Annotated in this window: 13 protein-coding genes; 4 read left to right on the forward strand and 9 right to left on the reverse strand. The window is 72.9% G+C overall.

Annotation, left to right across the window (positions count from 1 at the left end; translation table 11 throughout):
- Positions 1-38 precede the first annotated feature (38 nt).
- Positions 39-770, forward strand: coding sequence for a hypothetical protein (locus OHN19_RS21115; RefSeq protein WP_330265698.1), 732 nt, complete (start codon positions 39-41; stop codon positions 768-770).
- On the opposite strand, the gene OHN19_RS21120 is transcribed toward OHN19_RS21115, so the two are convergent.
- Entirely contained in the window at positions 767-1,747 is a 981-nt protein-coding gene (locus tag OHN19_RS21120; RefSeq protein WP_330265699.1) for an NAD(P)H-quinone oxidoreductase, read from the reverse strand. The genes OHN19_RS21115 and OHN19_RS21120 overlap by 4 nt on opposite strands.
- Before the next feature lie 139 nt (positions 1,748-1,886).
- Here OHN19_RS21120 and OHN19_RS21125 point away from each other — a divergent pair, with 139 nt between their 5' ends.
- Both OHN19_RS21125 and OHN19_RS21130 read left to right on the forward strand, forming a co-directional pair.
- The gene (locus tag OHN19_RS21125; protein ID WP_330265700.1) at positions 1,887-2,885 is read left to right on the forward strand and encodes an ATP-binding cassette domain-containing protein; all 999 of its coding nucleotides are present in this window, start codon (positions 1,887-1,889) and stop codon (positions 2,883-2,885) included.
- Complete coding sequence (locus tag OHN19_RS21130) at positions 2,882-3,730, forward strand: ABC transporter permease (RefSeq protein WP_330265701.1); 849 nt, start codon at positions 2,882-2,884, stop codon at positions 3,728-3,730. The genes OHN19_RS21125 and OHN19_RS21130 overlap by 4 nt, the downstream gene beginning before the upstream one ends.
- Before the next feature lie 29 nt (positions 3,731-3,759).
- Here OHN19_RS21130 and OHN19_RS21135 read toward each other — a convergent pair whose 3' ends face one another.
- The 6 genes from OHN19_RS21135 to pdhA form a co-directional block, all read right to left on the reverse strand.
- Complete coding sequence (locus tag OHN19_RS21135; protein WP_330265702.1) at positions 3,760-4,866, reverse strand: potassium channel family protein; 1,107 nt, start codon at positions 4,864-4,866, stop codon at positions 3,760-3,762.
- Positions 4,863-6,317: a molybdopterin molybdotransferase MoeA gene (locus OHN19_RS21140; RefSeq protein ID WP_330265703.1), complete on the reverse strand. Its 1,455-nt coding sequence runs from the start codon at positions 6,315-6,317 to the stop codon at positions 4,863-4,865. Before OHN19_RS21140 ends, OHN19_RS21135 begins: the two co-directional genes overlap by 4 nt.
- Positions 6,314-7,282, reverse strand: a complete 969-nt coding sequence (locus OHN19_RS21145; RefSeq protein ID WP_419249529.1) for an NTP transferase domain-containing protein — start codon at positions 7,280-7,282, stop codon at positions 6,314-6,316. The genes OHN19_RS21140 and OHN19_RS21145 overlap by 4 nt, the downstream gene beginning before the upstream one ends.
- Positions 7,283-7,414: 132 nt before the next feature.
- Entirely contained in the window at positions 7,415-8,764 is a 1,350-nt protein-coding gene (locus OHN19_RS21150) for a dihydrolipoamide acetyltransferase family protein (RefSeq protein WP_330265704.1), read from the reverse strand.
- Positions 8,764-9,768 carry an alpha-ketoacid dehydrogenase subunit beta gene (locus OHN19_RS21155; protein ID WP_123762019.1) on the reverse strand — a complete coding sequence of 335 codons (1,005 nt, stop codon included), beginning with the start codon at positions 9,766-9,768 and terminating at the stop codon, positions 8,764-8,766. The genes OHN19_RS21150 and OHN19_RS21155 overlap by 1 nt, the downstream gene beginning before the upstream one ends.
- The gene (gene pdhA / locus OHN19_RS21160) at positions 9,765-10,910 is read right to left on the reverse strand and encodes a pyruvate dehydrogenase (acetyl-transferring) E1 component subunit alpha (RefSeq protein WP_330265705.1); all 1,146 of its coding nucleotides are present in this window, start codon (positions 10,908-10,910) and stop codon (positions 9,765-9,767) included. Before pdhA ends, OHN19_RS21155 begins: the two co-directional genes overlap by 4 nt.
- Positions 10,911-11,100: 190 nt before the next feature.
- On the opposite strand from pdhA, the gene OHN19_RS21165 reads away from it, so the two are divergent.
- On the forward strand, positions 11,101-11,586 hold the full coding sequence (locus OHN19_RS21165; protein ID WP_330269666.1) for an Lrp/AsnC family transcriptional regulator: 486 nt from the start codon (positions 11,101-11,103) through the stop codon (positions 11,584-11,586).
- Positions 11,587-11,616: 30 nt separating this feature from the next.
- Here OHN19_RS21165 and OHN19_RS21170 read toward each other — a convergent pair whose 3' ends face one another.
- Together OHN19_RS21170 and OHN19_RS21175 are read right to left on the reverse strand one after the other, a co-directional pair.
- On the reverse strand, positions 11,617-12,207 hold the full coding sequence (locus OHN19_RS21170; RefSeq protein WP_330265706.1) for a TetR/AcrR family transcriptional regulator: 591 nt from the start codon (positions 12,205-12,207) through the stop codon (positions 11,617-11,619).
- The gene (locus OHN19_RS21175; RefSeq protein ID WP_330265707.1) at positions 12,204-13,721 is read right to left on the reverse strand and encodes a 3-hydroxyacyl-CoA dehydrogenase; all 1,518 of its coding nucleotides are present in this window, start codon (positions 13,719-13,721) and stop codon (positions 12,204-12,206) included. Before OHN19_RS21175 ends, OHN19_RS21170 begins: the two co-directional genes overlap by 4 nt.
- Positions 13,722-13,879 lie beyond the last annotated feature (158 nt).

Here is a 13,879-nt window from a genome sequence, read left to right on the forward strand (position 1 = left end):
GGAATGCCGGTTGGTTTCCGGAATGCCAGTCTTGTCCCGTGACTCCCTGGCTGCACGCGACGGTACTGGCGCTCGTGGTGGGATCCAGCCCGGCCGTCCTGCCGCCCGGCGAATGGCCCACGGGCACGATCCGGCCGTACGACACCGAGCCCCGGCCCCTGCGCTCCACCAGCGCCTCGATCGCGCCGGGCGCCTTCGGGTGGTCGTCGCCGCCCCCGGGACTCCCCGTGCCGACGTACGGACCGGTGCACCGACCGGCACAGGGCTCTACACCCCGGGGCACCACCGCACCGGCCCGGAGCGCCTCCCCCGCGAACCAGGCGCCGGACCATGGGCCACGGCACACCCCCGTGAGCCCGCCGCCTCCCTCACCCGGCCACCCCTCGGACTCCGCACAGGCCCACGGCCCCCGCCGCGCCTCGCCGTCGCCCTCCCTGGCTCCCTCCCCCTCCGCCGCCACTCCCTCCCGGGCCGGCAGCCGGGCCGGTGAGGGGCGGGAGCGGCCGGGGCGGCGGGACGAACCGGTGACGGAGGACGACGACTCCACCAGCGAGGACTCCACCAGTACCGAAGGCACCGGTACCGACACCGGTGACGGTGACCTCTCCGCCGTACCGGAACCGCCGCACGGCACCGCCGCCGCGTCCGCGCCGCGGCGCGCGGCGCAGACCGCGGCCAAGGTGTTCATCCTGCCGCTCGGCACCGGCCTGGTGCTGATCGGTCTGGGGCTCGGGCTCGCTCTGTTCGCCCTGCGGTTGCGCCGCGGTTAGGACGTGACCAGCAGGACCTTGCCGATGTGCCCGCTCTCCTCGACGACCCGGTGCGCGGCGGCCGCGTCGCTCATCGGCAGCTCCCGGTCGACGACGGGACGGATGTGCCCGGCGTCCAGCAACGGCCACACATGCTCCCGTACGGCCGCCACGATCGCCGTCTTCTCGGCCGCCGGCCGCGCCCGCAGCGAGGTCGCGCTGATCGCGGCCCGCTTGTTCAGCAGCGCGGCGATGTTGAGCTCGCCCTTGACGCCGCCCTGCATGCCGATGATCGCGAGCCGCCCGTTGACGGCGAGCGCCCTGACGTTGCGGTCGAGGTACTTCGCGCCCATGTTGTCGAGGATGACGTCGGCGCCGGCCCCGTCGGTCGCCTTCCTGACCTCCTCGACGAAGTCCTGCTCGCGGTAGTTGATCAGGACGTCCGCGCCGAGCTCGGCGCAGCGGTCCAGCTTCGCCCGCGTGCCCGCGGTCACCGCGACCTTGGCCCCCACGGCCTTCGCGAGCTGGATGGCCATCGTGCCGATGCCGCTGGAGCCGCCGTGCACGAGGAGCGTCTCGCCGGGGCGCAGGTGGGAGACCATGAACACGTTCGACCAGACCGTGCAGACCACCTCGGGGAGCGCGGCCGCCCGCGTCACGTCGACGCCCTTGGGCACGGGCAGCAGCTGCCCGGCCGGCACCGCGACCTTCTCGGCGTAGCCGCCGCCCCCGAGCAGCGCGCACACCTCGTCGCCCACGGCCCAGCCGGAGACCCCGGGGCCGAGCGCGGCGATCCGTCCGGAGCACTCCAGGCCGGGGTAGGGGGAGGCGCCGGGCGGCGGGTCGTAGAAGCCCTGCCGCTGGAGGATGTCGGCGCGGTTGACGGCCCCGGCCACGACGTCGACCAGCACCTCCCCCTCACCGGCCACGGCATCCGGCACCTCGCTCCAGACCAACGCCTCGGGCCCACCGGGTTCAGGAATCGTGATCGCATACATGGGCTGGACGCTACCCGCAGCCACCGCGGCAGACCCACGATCCGACCCCAGCCCGAATTTCACGTGCGCCACCGATGAGTTTGCGCGACGGTAAAGGTCTCCCCATGCGTAGCCCAAGCACGCGGAAGGAACCCCGCCCATGAGCCAGCACACGTCACCCCTGGCGATCGAGACCGCGGGCCTCGTGAAGACGTTCGGTGAGACCAGGGCCGTCGACGGAGTCGACCTGGCGGTGCCGGCCGGCACGGTCTACGGCGTCCTCGGCCCGAACGGCGCCGGCAAGACCACCACCGTGAAGATGCTCGCCACCCTGCTGCGCCCCGACGGCGGCGAGGCCCACGTCTTCGGCCACGACGTCGTCCGCGAGGCCGACGAGGTCCGCGGCCGGGTCAGCCTCACCGGCCAGTACGCCTCCGTCGACGAGGATCTCACCGGCCTCGAGAACCTGGTCCTGCTCGGCCGTCTCCTCGGCCATCACAAGAAGGCCGCACGCGTGCGTGCCGGTCAGCTCCTGGAAGCCTTCGGACTGACGGAAGCCGCCGGAAAGCAGGTCAAGCACTACTCGGGCGGCATGCGGCGCCGTATCGACATCGCCGCGTCCATCCTCAACACCCCCGAGCTGCTCTTCCTCGACGAGCCGACCACCGGGCTCGACCCGCGCAGCCGCAACCAGGTCTGGGACATCGTGCGCGCGGTCGTCGCCCAGGGCACCACCGTGCTGCTGACCACGCAGTACCTGGACGAGGCCGACCAGCTGGCCTCCCGGATCGCCGTCATCGACCACGGCAAGGTGATCGCCGAGGGCACCAAGGGCGAGCTGAAGGCCTCCGTGGGCGCCGGCACCGTACATCTGCGGCTACGGGACGGCGAACGGCGGCCCGAGGCGGCGGAGATCCTACGACGGTCCCTGGAGGCCCAGGTGCAGCTGGAACCGGACACCGTCGCGCTGACGGCCCGGCTCGGTTCGGCGGCCGGTGACACGGCGGCCGAGCAGGCCTCCCGGGCCCTCGCGGAGCTGGCCCGCACCGGCATCACCGTCGACAACTTCTCGCTGGGCCAGCCCAGCCTGGACGAGGTGTTCCTCGCCCTCACCGGACACCCCACCGACGACACCGACGCCGAGGAGATGGCGGCATGAGCACCGTGACCCAGGCAGAGGCGAAGGACCTCGCCCCCGTCAGTGCCGAGTCGCTGGCCGCGCTGCTCGTCGCCGGGGAGCGGCCGCCGCGCCCGAGCGCGCTGTCGGCGTCGCTGACCTTCGGCTGGCGGGCCGTCCTCAAGATCAAGCACGTGCCGGAGCAGCTCTTCGACGTCACCGCGTTCCCGATCATGATGGTGCTGATGTACACGTACCTGTTCGGGGGCGCCCTGGCCGGCTCCCCGAAGGAGTACATCCAGTTCCTGCTGCCCGGCATCCTCGTCATGTCGGTCGTGATGATCACGATGTACACCGGGGTCTCGGTCAACACCGACATCGAGAAGGGTGTCTTCGACCGGTTCCGTTCGCTGCCCATCTGGCGGCCGTCGACGATGGTCGGCTATCTCCTCGGCGACGCCCTGCGCTACACCATCGCGTCCGTCGTGATGCTCACCGTCGGCATCATCCTCGGCTACCGCCCGGACGGCGGCTTCGCCGGTGTGCTCGCCGGGATCGCGCTCCTCGTGGTCTTCTCGTTCGCGTTCTCGTGGATCTGGACGATGTTCGGGCTGCTGCTGCGCACCGAGAAGTCGGTGATGGGCGTCAGCATGATGGTGATCTTCCCGCTGACCTTCCTGTCCAACGTCTTCGTGGACCCGAAGACCATGCCGGGCTGGCTCCAGGCCTTCGTCAACAACAGCCCGATCACCCATCTGTCCTCGGCGGTGCGCGGACTGATGGCGGGCGACTGGCCCGCCGACGAGATCGCCTGGTCGCTGGGGTGGGCGGGCCTGTTCGTCGCGGTCTTCGGGCCGGTCACCATGCGGCTCTACAACCGCAAGTGATCAGCATCCGGTTCCGCCACCGCACGTGATCAGCTCGACGGCATCGGGGGGAGCGGGCGCGCGTCGGGTGCCACCTGGGTACCCGGCGACGCCCGCACGATCGTGATCAGCCGGTCCGTCAGTTCCAGTGTCCCGACGGCCGGATCGTCGTAGCCGAGCACGCGGTGGCCGCGCAGGACGCTCACCACCAGGTCGTCCGTCTCCCGCGGCTTCCGGCCCACCTCGGCCTTTATGACCGGCCGTTCGACGATGTCGAGTCCGCTGCCCTGCTGGATCAGGTCCTCCATCACCATGCCGGCCGCGGGACTGAGCACCGAGAGACCGAGGAGGCGGCCCGCCGCACTGGCGCTGGTGATGACCGCGTCCGCGCCGGACTGCTTGAGCAGGGGCGCGTTCTCCTCCTCGCGCACCGCGGCCACGATCTTCGCGGCCTTGTTGAGCTGCCGGGCCGTCAGCGTCACGAGTACCGCCGTGTCGTCCCGCTGGGTCGCGATGATGATCTTCCGGGCCTTGTGCACCTCGGCCCGCTTCAGCACCTCGCTGCGCGTCGCGTCCCCTATGACCCCCGCATAGCCGTCGGCGGTCGCGGCCTCGATCGCCTTGCCGCTGGGGTCGACCACCACGACCTGCTCCTTCTTCAGTCCCGTCGCGCAGACGGTCTGGATCGCGGAGCGGCCCTTGGTGCCGAAGCCGATCACGACGGTGTGGTCGCGCAAGGTGGACCTCCAGCGGTTGAGTCGCCATTCCTCCCGGGTGCGTTCGGTGAGAACCTCCAGCGTCGTGCCGACCAGGATGATCAGGAACAGCACACGCAGGGGCGTGATGACGAAGATGTTGGTGAGCCGGGCGGCGTCGCTGACCGGGGTGATGTCGCCGTATCCGGTGGTGGAGAGCGTGACCGTCGCGTAGTACCAGGAGTCGAGGAAGTCGACGGACTGGTCGGAGTTGTCGTTGTAGCCGTCGTGGTCGGCGTAGACGATCAGTGCGGTCGCCGCCAGGACCAGCAAGGCCATCAGCACCCGCTTGGCGACCTGGCGGAACGGGTGCTCCACCACCTTGCGCGGCAGTTTCACCTTGTGGGTCACGAGATGCTCGTCCGCCTGGCGGGCGATCGCGTCATGGCCCGGAAGTTTCACGTGAAACACACCCCGATTCCGGCGGACGCCCAGGGCAGATCGAGCAGTTCGGCCTCCTGCCCGGCCCGGGCGCCCCCGGGCGGTACGACGGCCAGGGCGTCGGCGGCCGCGATGCCCCGCAGCATGGCCGGGCCGTTGTAGTGCAGCGGGACCGCGCTGTCGCCGCGCAGGACGACCGGGACGAGCCGGGTGTCGTACGGGTGACCGTGTGCCTCGTCCCTCAGGGGCAGGGTGTACGGCTCCGGGGCCGGGCGGGCGGCCAGGGTGCGCAGCAGCGGCTCGGCGAGCGTGAGCAGGCCGGAGACGGCCGCCAGGGGGTTGCCGGGCAGGCCGACGAGGTGCTGGTTCTCCTTGGTGCGGGCCAGCAGCATGGGGTGGCCCGGGCGCACCTTCACCCCGTCGACCAGGAGCTCGGCGCCGATGCGCTCGAGGACGGGGTGGACATGGTCGACGGGACCGGCCGCCGTGCCGCCGGTCGTGATGATCACGTCGGCCGTGGAGCCGGTGACCGCCTGGTGCAGGGCTTCGGCCGAGTCACCGAGCCGCCGTACGGCGGTGACCTCGGCGGCGAGCGCGCGCAGCCAGGGCGGGAGCATCGGGCCGAGGGCGTCCCGGATCAGGCCGTCGCGCGGGGTGCCCTCGGTGAGCAACTCGTCGCCGAGGACGAGGACTTCGACGCGGGGGCGGGGGACAGCGGTGAGGGTGTCGTAGCCGGCGGCCGCGGCCAGGCCCAGGACGGCCGGGGTGACGAGGGTGCCGGGCGGCAGGAGCTGGTCGCCGCTGCGGCACTCCTGGCCGCGCGGGCGGATGTCCTGGCCGTGCGCCACCTCGCGGAGGGCGTGCAGCCGGCCCTTCTCGTCCAGCTGGCCGTGCTCGCTGCGCAGGACGGCGGTGGTGTCGGGGGGGATGCGGGCGCCGGTGGCGATCCGGGCCGCCTCGCCGTCGGCCAGGGGGGCCGGCTCGGCGTGCCCGGCCAGCACTCCCTCGTCCCGTACGGCCCAGGGGCCGGGTCCGGAGACCGCCCAGCCGTCCATGGCCGAGGTGTCGAAGGAGGGGAGGTCGCTGAGGGCGTCGAGGGGCGCGGCCAGGGTGAGGCCGAGGGCGTCGTCGAGCCGTACGGACACGGGGGCGCGGCGGGCACCGCGGGTGAGGGCGCGGGCGGCCCGGGCGGCGGTCGCGCGGGCCTCGGGCCAGGGGGTGGCCTTGTGGTGGGCGTCGGGGCGGTGTCTGGTCGGCGGCCGCTGCTCGTGTCCCGGCGAGTGGGCCGAGCCGTGTCCTGGGGTGTGCCGCGGCCCGGGCCCGGCGGCCGGGCCGCCCGGTGCGGGCACCTGGTCGCCGGGGGTGCGGTCGTGGTCGTCCCTCACGAGGGCCAGCGCCTCCTCGACGTCGAGCTCGTCGGCGTCTTCGGCCCGCCCGGCGCTCTCACCGGTGCGCAGGGACCGGGCGGTCATCCGGCGTCCGGGCGGGCGTCGGGGGCGGCGGCCGACGTCTCGCCGGGCTTGGTGTCGGTGTCCCCTTCGGCCTTTTCGGCCTCTTCGGCCCAGCGCAGGGCCAGGGCCGCGGCCTTGCGGGAGGCCTCGGCGACCGCCTGGGGATCACCGCCCGCGCGCGCGGCCGCGTAGCCGACGAGGAAGGTGGTCAGCGGGGCCGCCGGCCTGGCCACGCCGTGCGCGGCGTCCCGGGCGAGGTGGAGCAGCACGCCGGTGTCGACGTCGAGGTCGATGCCCAGCTCGTCCTTGACTGCGGAAATCCATTCATCCAACACGTGCTCATGCTCCCTGATCCGTGCCCTGGCGGTGGCGATGTCGTCCCAGGTGTCGCAGTCGAAGGACGCGACGGGGTCGGGGACGCGGGTGAGGTCGAGCGCGCCGGTCAGCCGGCGCAGGGGGAGGCCGGCGAGGGTTCCGTGCTCCTTCGCGAGCGCGGCGAGCTCGATGCGCAGCGAGGGCACGCGGTACGCGGCCACCAGCGGTTGGTCGCGGCCGTCGGCGTCGGTGAGCAGCACGCCGTCGGCGCCGCCCGTGCGCAGGACGGTCAGCAGCAGCCGTACGGTGCCCTCCTGGAGGAACGGCAGGTCGGCGGAGAGCACCAGGACGTGCCGGGCCGTGGTGTGCCGCAGACCGGCGTCCAGGGCGGCCAGCGGTCCGCCGCCGGGCGGGTCCTCGCGGGCCCAGGTGATCTCTCTGGCCGAGGGGCGGGGGTCGGCGACGACGACGGTGGTGCGGGCGTCGGGGCAGGCGGCGAGGACGCGGTCGAGCAGGGCGCGTCCGCCCACCCGCACCGCGGGCTTGTCGGCGCCGCCGAGCCGCCGGGCGGCGCCCCCGGCGAGCACGACCACGTCGTACGCGGCTTCGATCCCGGGGGTGCCCGGTGTGCCCTGGGTGTCCTGGGCGTCCGGGGGCTCGTACGCGGTCACCCCCCGAGTATGCGTGCCGTCGCGATCACAGGGAACGATCGGGCCGCGTCGCGATCCGCGTGTACGGCCGCGGGGCCGCGCTCACCGGGTGCGCAGCCGGCCGCGCCCACCGGGGGCACAGCCGGGCCGTCCTCACAGCGTGCGGAGCAGCACCGCCGGCTGTTCGACGCAGTCCGCCACGTACCGCAGGAAGCCGCCCGCGGTGCCGCCGTCGCAGACCCGGTGGTCGAAGGTGAGCGAGAGCTGGACGACCTGGCGCACCGCCAGCTCGCCCTCGTGCACCCATGGCTTGGGGACGATGCGGCCGACGCCGAGCATGGCCGCCTCGGGGTGGTTGATGATCGGCGTGGAGCCGTCGACGCCGAACACGCCGTAGTTGTTCAACGTGAAGGTGCCGCCGGTGAGTTCCGCCGGGGTGAGGGTGCCGGTGCGGGCCGACTCGGTGAGCCGGGCGAACTCCGCGGACAGCGACTCGGCGTCCCGTGCGTGCGCGTCCTTCACGACGGGCACGACCAGTCCCCGCTCGGTCTGGGCGGCGAACCCGAGGTGGACGGCGTCCAGCCGCACGATCTCCCGGGCCGCGGTGTCCACGGTGGAGTTGAGCTCGGGGAACCGGGCGAGGGCGGCGGTGCAGATCCGGGCGAGCAGCGCGATCAGGGAGATCTTCGGCCCCCCGGCGGCGTTCATCGCGGTGCGGGCCCGCATGAGTTCCGTGGCGTCGGCGTCCACCCAGCAGGTGGCGTCGGGGATCTCGGTCCGGCTGCGGGAGAGCTTGTCGGCGACGGCGCCCCGGACGCCCTTGAGGGGAACGCGGGTTCCTCCGGGGGAGGCCACGGGGGCCGTCTCCACGGTGGCGGCGGGTGCGGGCGCCGTACGCGCCGGTGCGGCGGCACGCAGGGCGTACTCGACGTCGGCCCGCAGGATCAGTCCGTCGGGGCCGGAGCCGGTGAGTTCCCTGAGGTCCAGGCCGTTCTCGCGGGCGAGGCGGCGGACCAGCGGCGAGATCACGGGGACGGGCCCCTCGATCACCTCGGGAGGTTCGGGTCGCGCCGGCCGGCCGTCCACCGGCACGAGCACCTGCTGCTCCCGCCGCACCCTGCGCCTGCGCGCGGGCGCCTCCGACGTGCCGTATCCGACCAGGACATTGCCCGAGCCGTTGCCTTGCGAGCCCCCGCCCGCGCCGTTGCTCTGCGAGGCCACGCCCTCCTGGGCCTGCGCCGGACCGTCGGAGGCCGGCGCGCCCACGGCCACCGTGATCAGCGGCGCCCCCACGGGAAGCTCGCTGCCCTCCTCGCCGTAGCGGGCGGTGACGACGCCGGCGTAGGGGCAGGGGACGTCGACCATCGCCTTGGCCGTCTCGACCTCGACGACCGGCTGGTCGACCGCGACGACGTCGCCGACCTCGACCAGCCAGCGGACGATCTCCGCTTCGGTCAGGCCCTCGCCGAGGTCCGGCAGCCTGAACTCCAGCACCTGCGCCATCAGCTCTCCGCCTCCCATTGCAGACGCCCCACGGCATCCAGGATCCGGTCCACTCCGGGCAGGTGGTGACGCTCCAGCATCGGCGGCGGGTAGGGGATGTCGAACCCGGCCACCCTGAGCACCGGCGCCTCCAGGTGGTGGAAGCAGCGCTCCGTGACCCTGGCCGCGATCTCCCCGCCCGGTCCGCCGAACCCGCCCGACTCGTGCACGACGACCGCGCGTCCGGTCCGCCGTACGGAGGCCGCGACCGTCTCGTCGTCGAACGGCACCAGGGAGCGCAGGTCGACCACTTCGAGGTCCCACCCCTCCTCCCGCGCGGCCTCGGCGGCTTCGAGGCACACGGGCACGGACGGCCCGTACGTGATGAGTGTGGCGCTCCGGCCGGGGCGCCGCACCACCGCGCGGCCTATGGGTTCAACGGTCTGCGGGTCGTCCGGGTTCCAGGAGTCCTTCGACCAGTACAGCCGCTTGGGCTCCAGGACGACGACCGGGTCGTCGGAGGCGATGGCCGCGCGCAGCAGGCCGTAGGCGTCGGCGACGGTCGCCGGGGTGACGACATGGAGGCCCGGGGTCGCCATGTAGTACGCCTCGGAGGAGTCGCTGTGGTGCTCGACGCCGCCGATGCCGCCGCCGTAGGGGACCCGGATGGTGATCGGGAGCGGCATCGCGCCGCGGGTGCGGTTGCGCATCCTGGCGACATGGCTGATCAGCTGCTCGAACGCCGGGTAGGCGAAGGCGTCGAACTGCATCTCCACGACCGGGCGCAGCCCGTACATCGCCATGCCGACCGCGGTGCCGAGGATGCCGGCCTCGGCGAGCGGGGTGTCCGTGCAACGGTCCTCGCCGAACTCCTTGGCGAGCCCGTCGGTGACGCGGAAGACCCCGCCGAGGGTGCCGACGTCCTCACCCATGACGTGCACGGTGGGGTCGGCGGCCATCGCGTCGCGCAGCGCGCGCGTGAGGGCCTGCGCCATGGTGGCCGGCTTGAGGGCGACGGTCGTCATCGGTGCGCACCCCCGTGGGAGTCCTGCTCGGCTTCCAGCTCGGCGCGCAACTGGGCCTGCTGCTCGCGCAGTTGCGGGGTGGGCTCGGCGTAGACGTGGGCGAACAGGTCCATGGGGTCGAGGGCCGGGTCCTGGTTCATGCCGTCGCGCAGCGCCGCGGCGAAGGCCTCGGCGTCCTGGCGTACGGCTTCGAGGCCGGCCTCGTCGATCAGCCCGCGCTCGGTCAGTTCGTGCTCCAGGAGGGCGATCGGGTCGTGGCCGCGCCAGGTCTCGACCTCGGCGTCGCCGCGGTAGCGGGTCGCGTCGTCGGCGTTGGTGTGGGCGTCCACGCGGTAGGTGATCGCCTCGACCAGGGTGGGTCCGCCGCCCGCGCGGGCGTGGCGTACGGCGGCGGTGAGGACCTCGTGCACGGCGACCGCGTCGTTGCCGTCGACCAGCCGGCCCGGCATGCCGTAGCCGACGGCCTTGTGGGCCAGGGACGGGGCCGCGGTCTGCTTGGCGAGCGGGACGGAGATCGCGAAGCCGTTGTTCTGGACCAGGAAGACCACCGGGGCCTGCCAGACGGCGGCGAAGTTCAGCGCCTCGTGGAAGTCGCCCTCGCTGGTGCCGCCGTCGCCGACCATGGCGAGCGCGACCACGTCGTCGCCCTTGAGGCGGGCCGCGTGGGCGAGGCCGACGGCGTGCGGGAGCTGGGTGGCGAGGGGGGTGCACAGGGGGGCCACGCGGTGCTCATGCGGGTCGTAGCCGGTGTGCCAGTCGCCGCGCAGCAGGGTCAGCGCCTGGACGGGGTCGAGGCCCCGGGCGACGGCGGCGAGGGTGTCGCGGTAGCTGGGGAAGAGCCAGTCGCGGTCCTCCAGGGCGAGCGCGGCGGCGACCTCGCAGGCCTCCTGGCCGGTGCTGGAGGGGTAGACGGCGAGCCGGCCCTGCTTGGTGAGGGCGGTGGCCTGGGTGTTGTAGCGGCGACCGCGGACCAGCTCGGCGTGCAGGCGGCGCAGCAGGGCCGGGTCGGCCTCGGCGGCCGCGTCGGTGCCGAGGACGCGACGGGGCTCCGCGTCGGGCAGCAGGGGCGCGGGGTCCGTGCGGGGCTGCCAGGCGGGCGGCGGCGATGGCCGGTACGCGCCCCGCTGCTCCATGACCGTCATGACGGCACCTCCTCGTGGGAGACGGCTTCGGACGCACCACGGATGTGAGGCGCCTCACCTACCGATTGTTCGGTCGTCGGCACATTTTGGCTACAGGCCCCCTCAGGCTGTGGACAAACGGTTCTCCACAGCCTGAGATGGACGCAGTACGTCCATGGTAGGGAGGCGGGGGGACATGGCACCTGAACAAATGGCCGAAGGCCCGGAGGGCGGGGTCCCCCTCGCGCCGCCTCGTCCGCTCGACGCCATCGATCAGGACATCCTCCAGATGCTCCAGGCGGACGGCCGCGCGTCGATACGGTCGGTCGCCGAACGGGTGCACGTCTCCCGGGCCAACGCCTATGCCCGCATCAACCGGCTCGTCGAGGACGGCGTCATCCGCGGCTTCGGCGCCCGCGTCAACCACGAGCGGGCGGGCCAGGGCACCTCGGCCTACATCACCCTGAAGATCGTCCAGAACTCCTGGCGCACGGTCCGAGAACAGCTCAGACAGCTGCCCGGGGCCTCGCACATCGCGCTGGTCGGTGGCGACTTCGACGTCCTGCTGCTCGTCCACACCCCGGACAACAGATCCCTCCGCGAACTGGTCCTCACCCGCCTCCAGGCCATCCCGGAGGTCCTGAGCACCCGCACCCTGCTGGTCTTCGAGGAGGAGGACCTGGAGCCGCAGGGCTGAGTCAGAAGGCCCCGGAGTCCGGGGCCGGCTTCAGGAAGCTCTGCGCAGGCCCCCGAAGATCAACTGGGCCACCGCGTCGGCGACTTCTCGTTCGTTCATGCCCCGGCCGTCCGGGCGGTACCACTCCACGATCGAGTTGATCATCCCGAAGACCAGGCGGGTCGCCAGGCGCACCTCCACGTCCCCGCGCACGTCGCCGTCCGCCGCGGCCGCCTTCAGGAGCTCGGCGACCCGGTGGTCGAAGTCCCGGCGCCGCTCCAGCGCCCAGCGCTCGGTGCCGGTGTTGCCCCGCACCCGCAGCAGCAGGGTGACGTACGGCAGTTCGGCGATCAGCACCTCGACCATGCGCCGCACGACGTACTCCAGCCGGTCCGAGGCGCGGCCCACGCGTGCGTGCTCCTCGTCGAGGATGCCGAAGAGACCGTCCAGGGCCCGGCTGACGGCCCGGCGCAGGAGCTCCTCCTTGCCGGTCACGTGGTGGTAGATCGACGACTTGGAGATGCCCGCGGCCTTGGAGAGGTGCTCCATGGAGGTGCCGTCGTAGCCGCGCTCGATGAAGACCTGGACGGCGACGGACAGCAGCGTCTCCGGGGTGTACGTGTCCCGCTTGGCGGTCGTCATGAGGTGCTGCCCTCCCGCTTGTCGGAGGCGTAGGCGTGGCGGTACAGCGCGAGCGAGGGCGCGTACCGCCCTGACGGGTCGCGCAGGTGCAGGTCGTCGAGGAGGCTGTAGGCCCAGTTGCGGCCGAGCCGGCGGCTCCACTCGAACGGGCCCAGGGGGTAGTTCACCCCGAGCCGCATCGCGGTGTCGATGTCCTCCTCGGTGGCCACGCCCTTGGCGACCGCGTCGTGTGCGAGGTCGACGATCCGGGCGACCGTGCGGGCGACGATCATGCCGGGCACGTCACCGATGACGCTGACGGCCTTGCCGAGCGCCTGGAAGAGCCCCACGGCCTCGGAAAGGGTCTGCTGCGCGGTGTCCTGGGAGGCGGACAGGGCGATGCGGGTGGCCCTGCGGTAGTCCAGCGCGAGGTCGAAGTAGACGACGTCCCGGAACTCCACCGAGGTCTGCCCGTCCGCGAGCGCGAGCTGACCGCCGCTCGGCAGGACCAGCCGGGTGCCGTGGTCCTCCTCGTCCTCGCGGACCGGGATGCCCGCCTCGCGGATCAGGGCGAGCAGTTCGGACGCGGGGCCCAGGTCGCCCTCGACGACGACGTAGGCGGGCGCCGGGGCCGGCTCCGCGGTGTGCGGCTCGTCGCGCTCGGCGCCCTCCGCGTAGTCGTACCAGCCGCGACCGCTCTTGCGGCCGAGCCGGCCCGACTCGACCAGGCGCTGCTGGGCGAGCGAGGGCGTGAAGCGCACGTCCTGGAAGAACGCCCGCCACACGGAGTGCGTGACGGACTCGTTGACGTCCTGCCCGATCAGGTCGGTCAGCTCGAACGCGCCCATCTTGAAGCCGCCGCACTCGCGCAGCACGGCGTCGATGGTGGCGGGCTCGGCGCCCTGGGCCTCATGGACCGCGAACGCCTCGGCGTAGAAGGGCCGCGCGATGCGGTTGACGATGAAGCCGGGGGTGTCGGCGCAGGCGACCGGCGTCTTGCCCCACGCGCGGGCCGTCTCGTACGCGCGCGTGGCCGACGAAACGTCGGTGGCGAACCCGGAGACCACCTCGACCAGCGGCAGCAGCGGGGCCGGGTTGAAGAAGTGCAGGCCCACGAAGCGGCCCGGATTGCGCAGGGCGCCGCCGATGGCGGTCACCGACAGGGAGGAGGTGTTGGTGGCGAGCAGACAGTCCTCGTCGACGATGTCCTCGAGCTCGCGGAACAGCTCCTGCTTGACGTCCAGCCGCTCCAGGACGGCCTCGACGACCAGGGTGCAGTCCGCGAGGTCGGTGAGGTGCTCGGCGGCCGTCAGACGGGCGCGGGCGGCGTCCCGGTCGGCGGCGGTGAGCCGGTCCTTCTCGACGAGCCGGTCCAGGCGGGCGCCGATCGCGTCGGCCGCCTCCCGGGCCCGGCCGGGGACGGCGTCGTAGAGCCGCACGGGGTGTCCGGCGACCAGCGCGACCTGGGCGATGCCCTGGCCCATGGTGCCGGTGCCGACGACGGCCACGGGGCTGCTGAGGTCGAGTGCTGTCATGTGCGCGATCCTCCCGCACGGGGTTTTCCACAGATGCGGCGGACCCCCTTGTCCCGACCGATCGTTCGGTTACTCTAGCTCTGTCCGGCTGTTCCTGCCCATGTTCTGCCCAGGTCATGAGCTCGACGAAGAGTTCGAAAGACGAGGAGTTGGTCCCG

Origin of the sequence: Streptomyces griseorubiginosus, from assembly GCF_036345115.1 — a bacterium.
Taxonomy (GTDB): domain Bacteria; phylum Actinomycetota; class Actinomycetes; order Streptomycetales; family Streptomycetaceae; genus Streptomyces; species Streptomyces griseorubiginosus_C.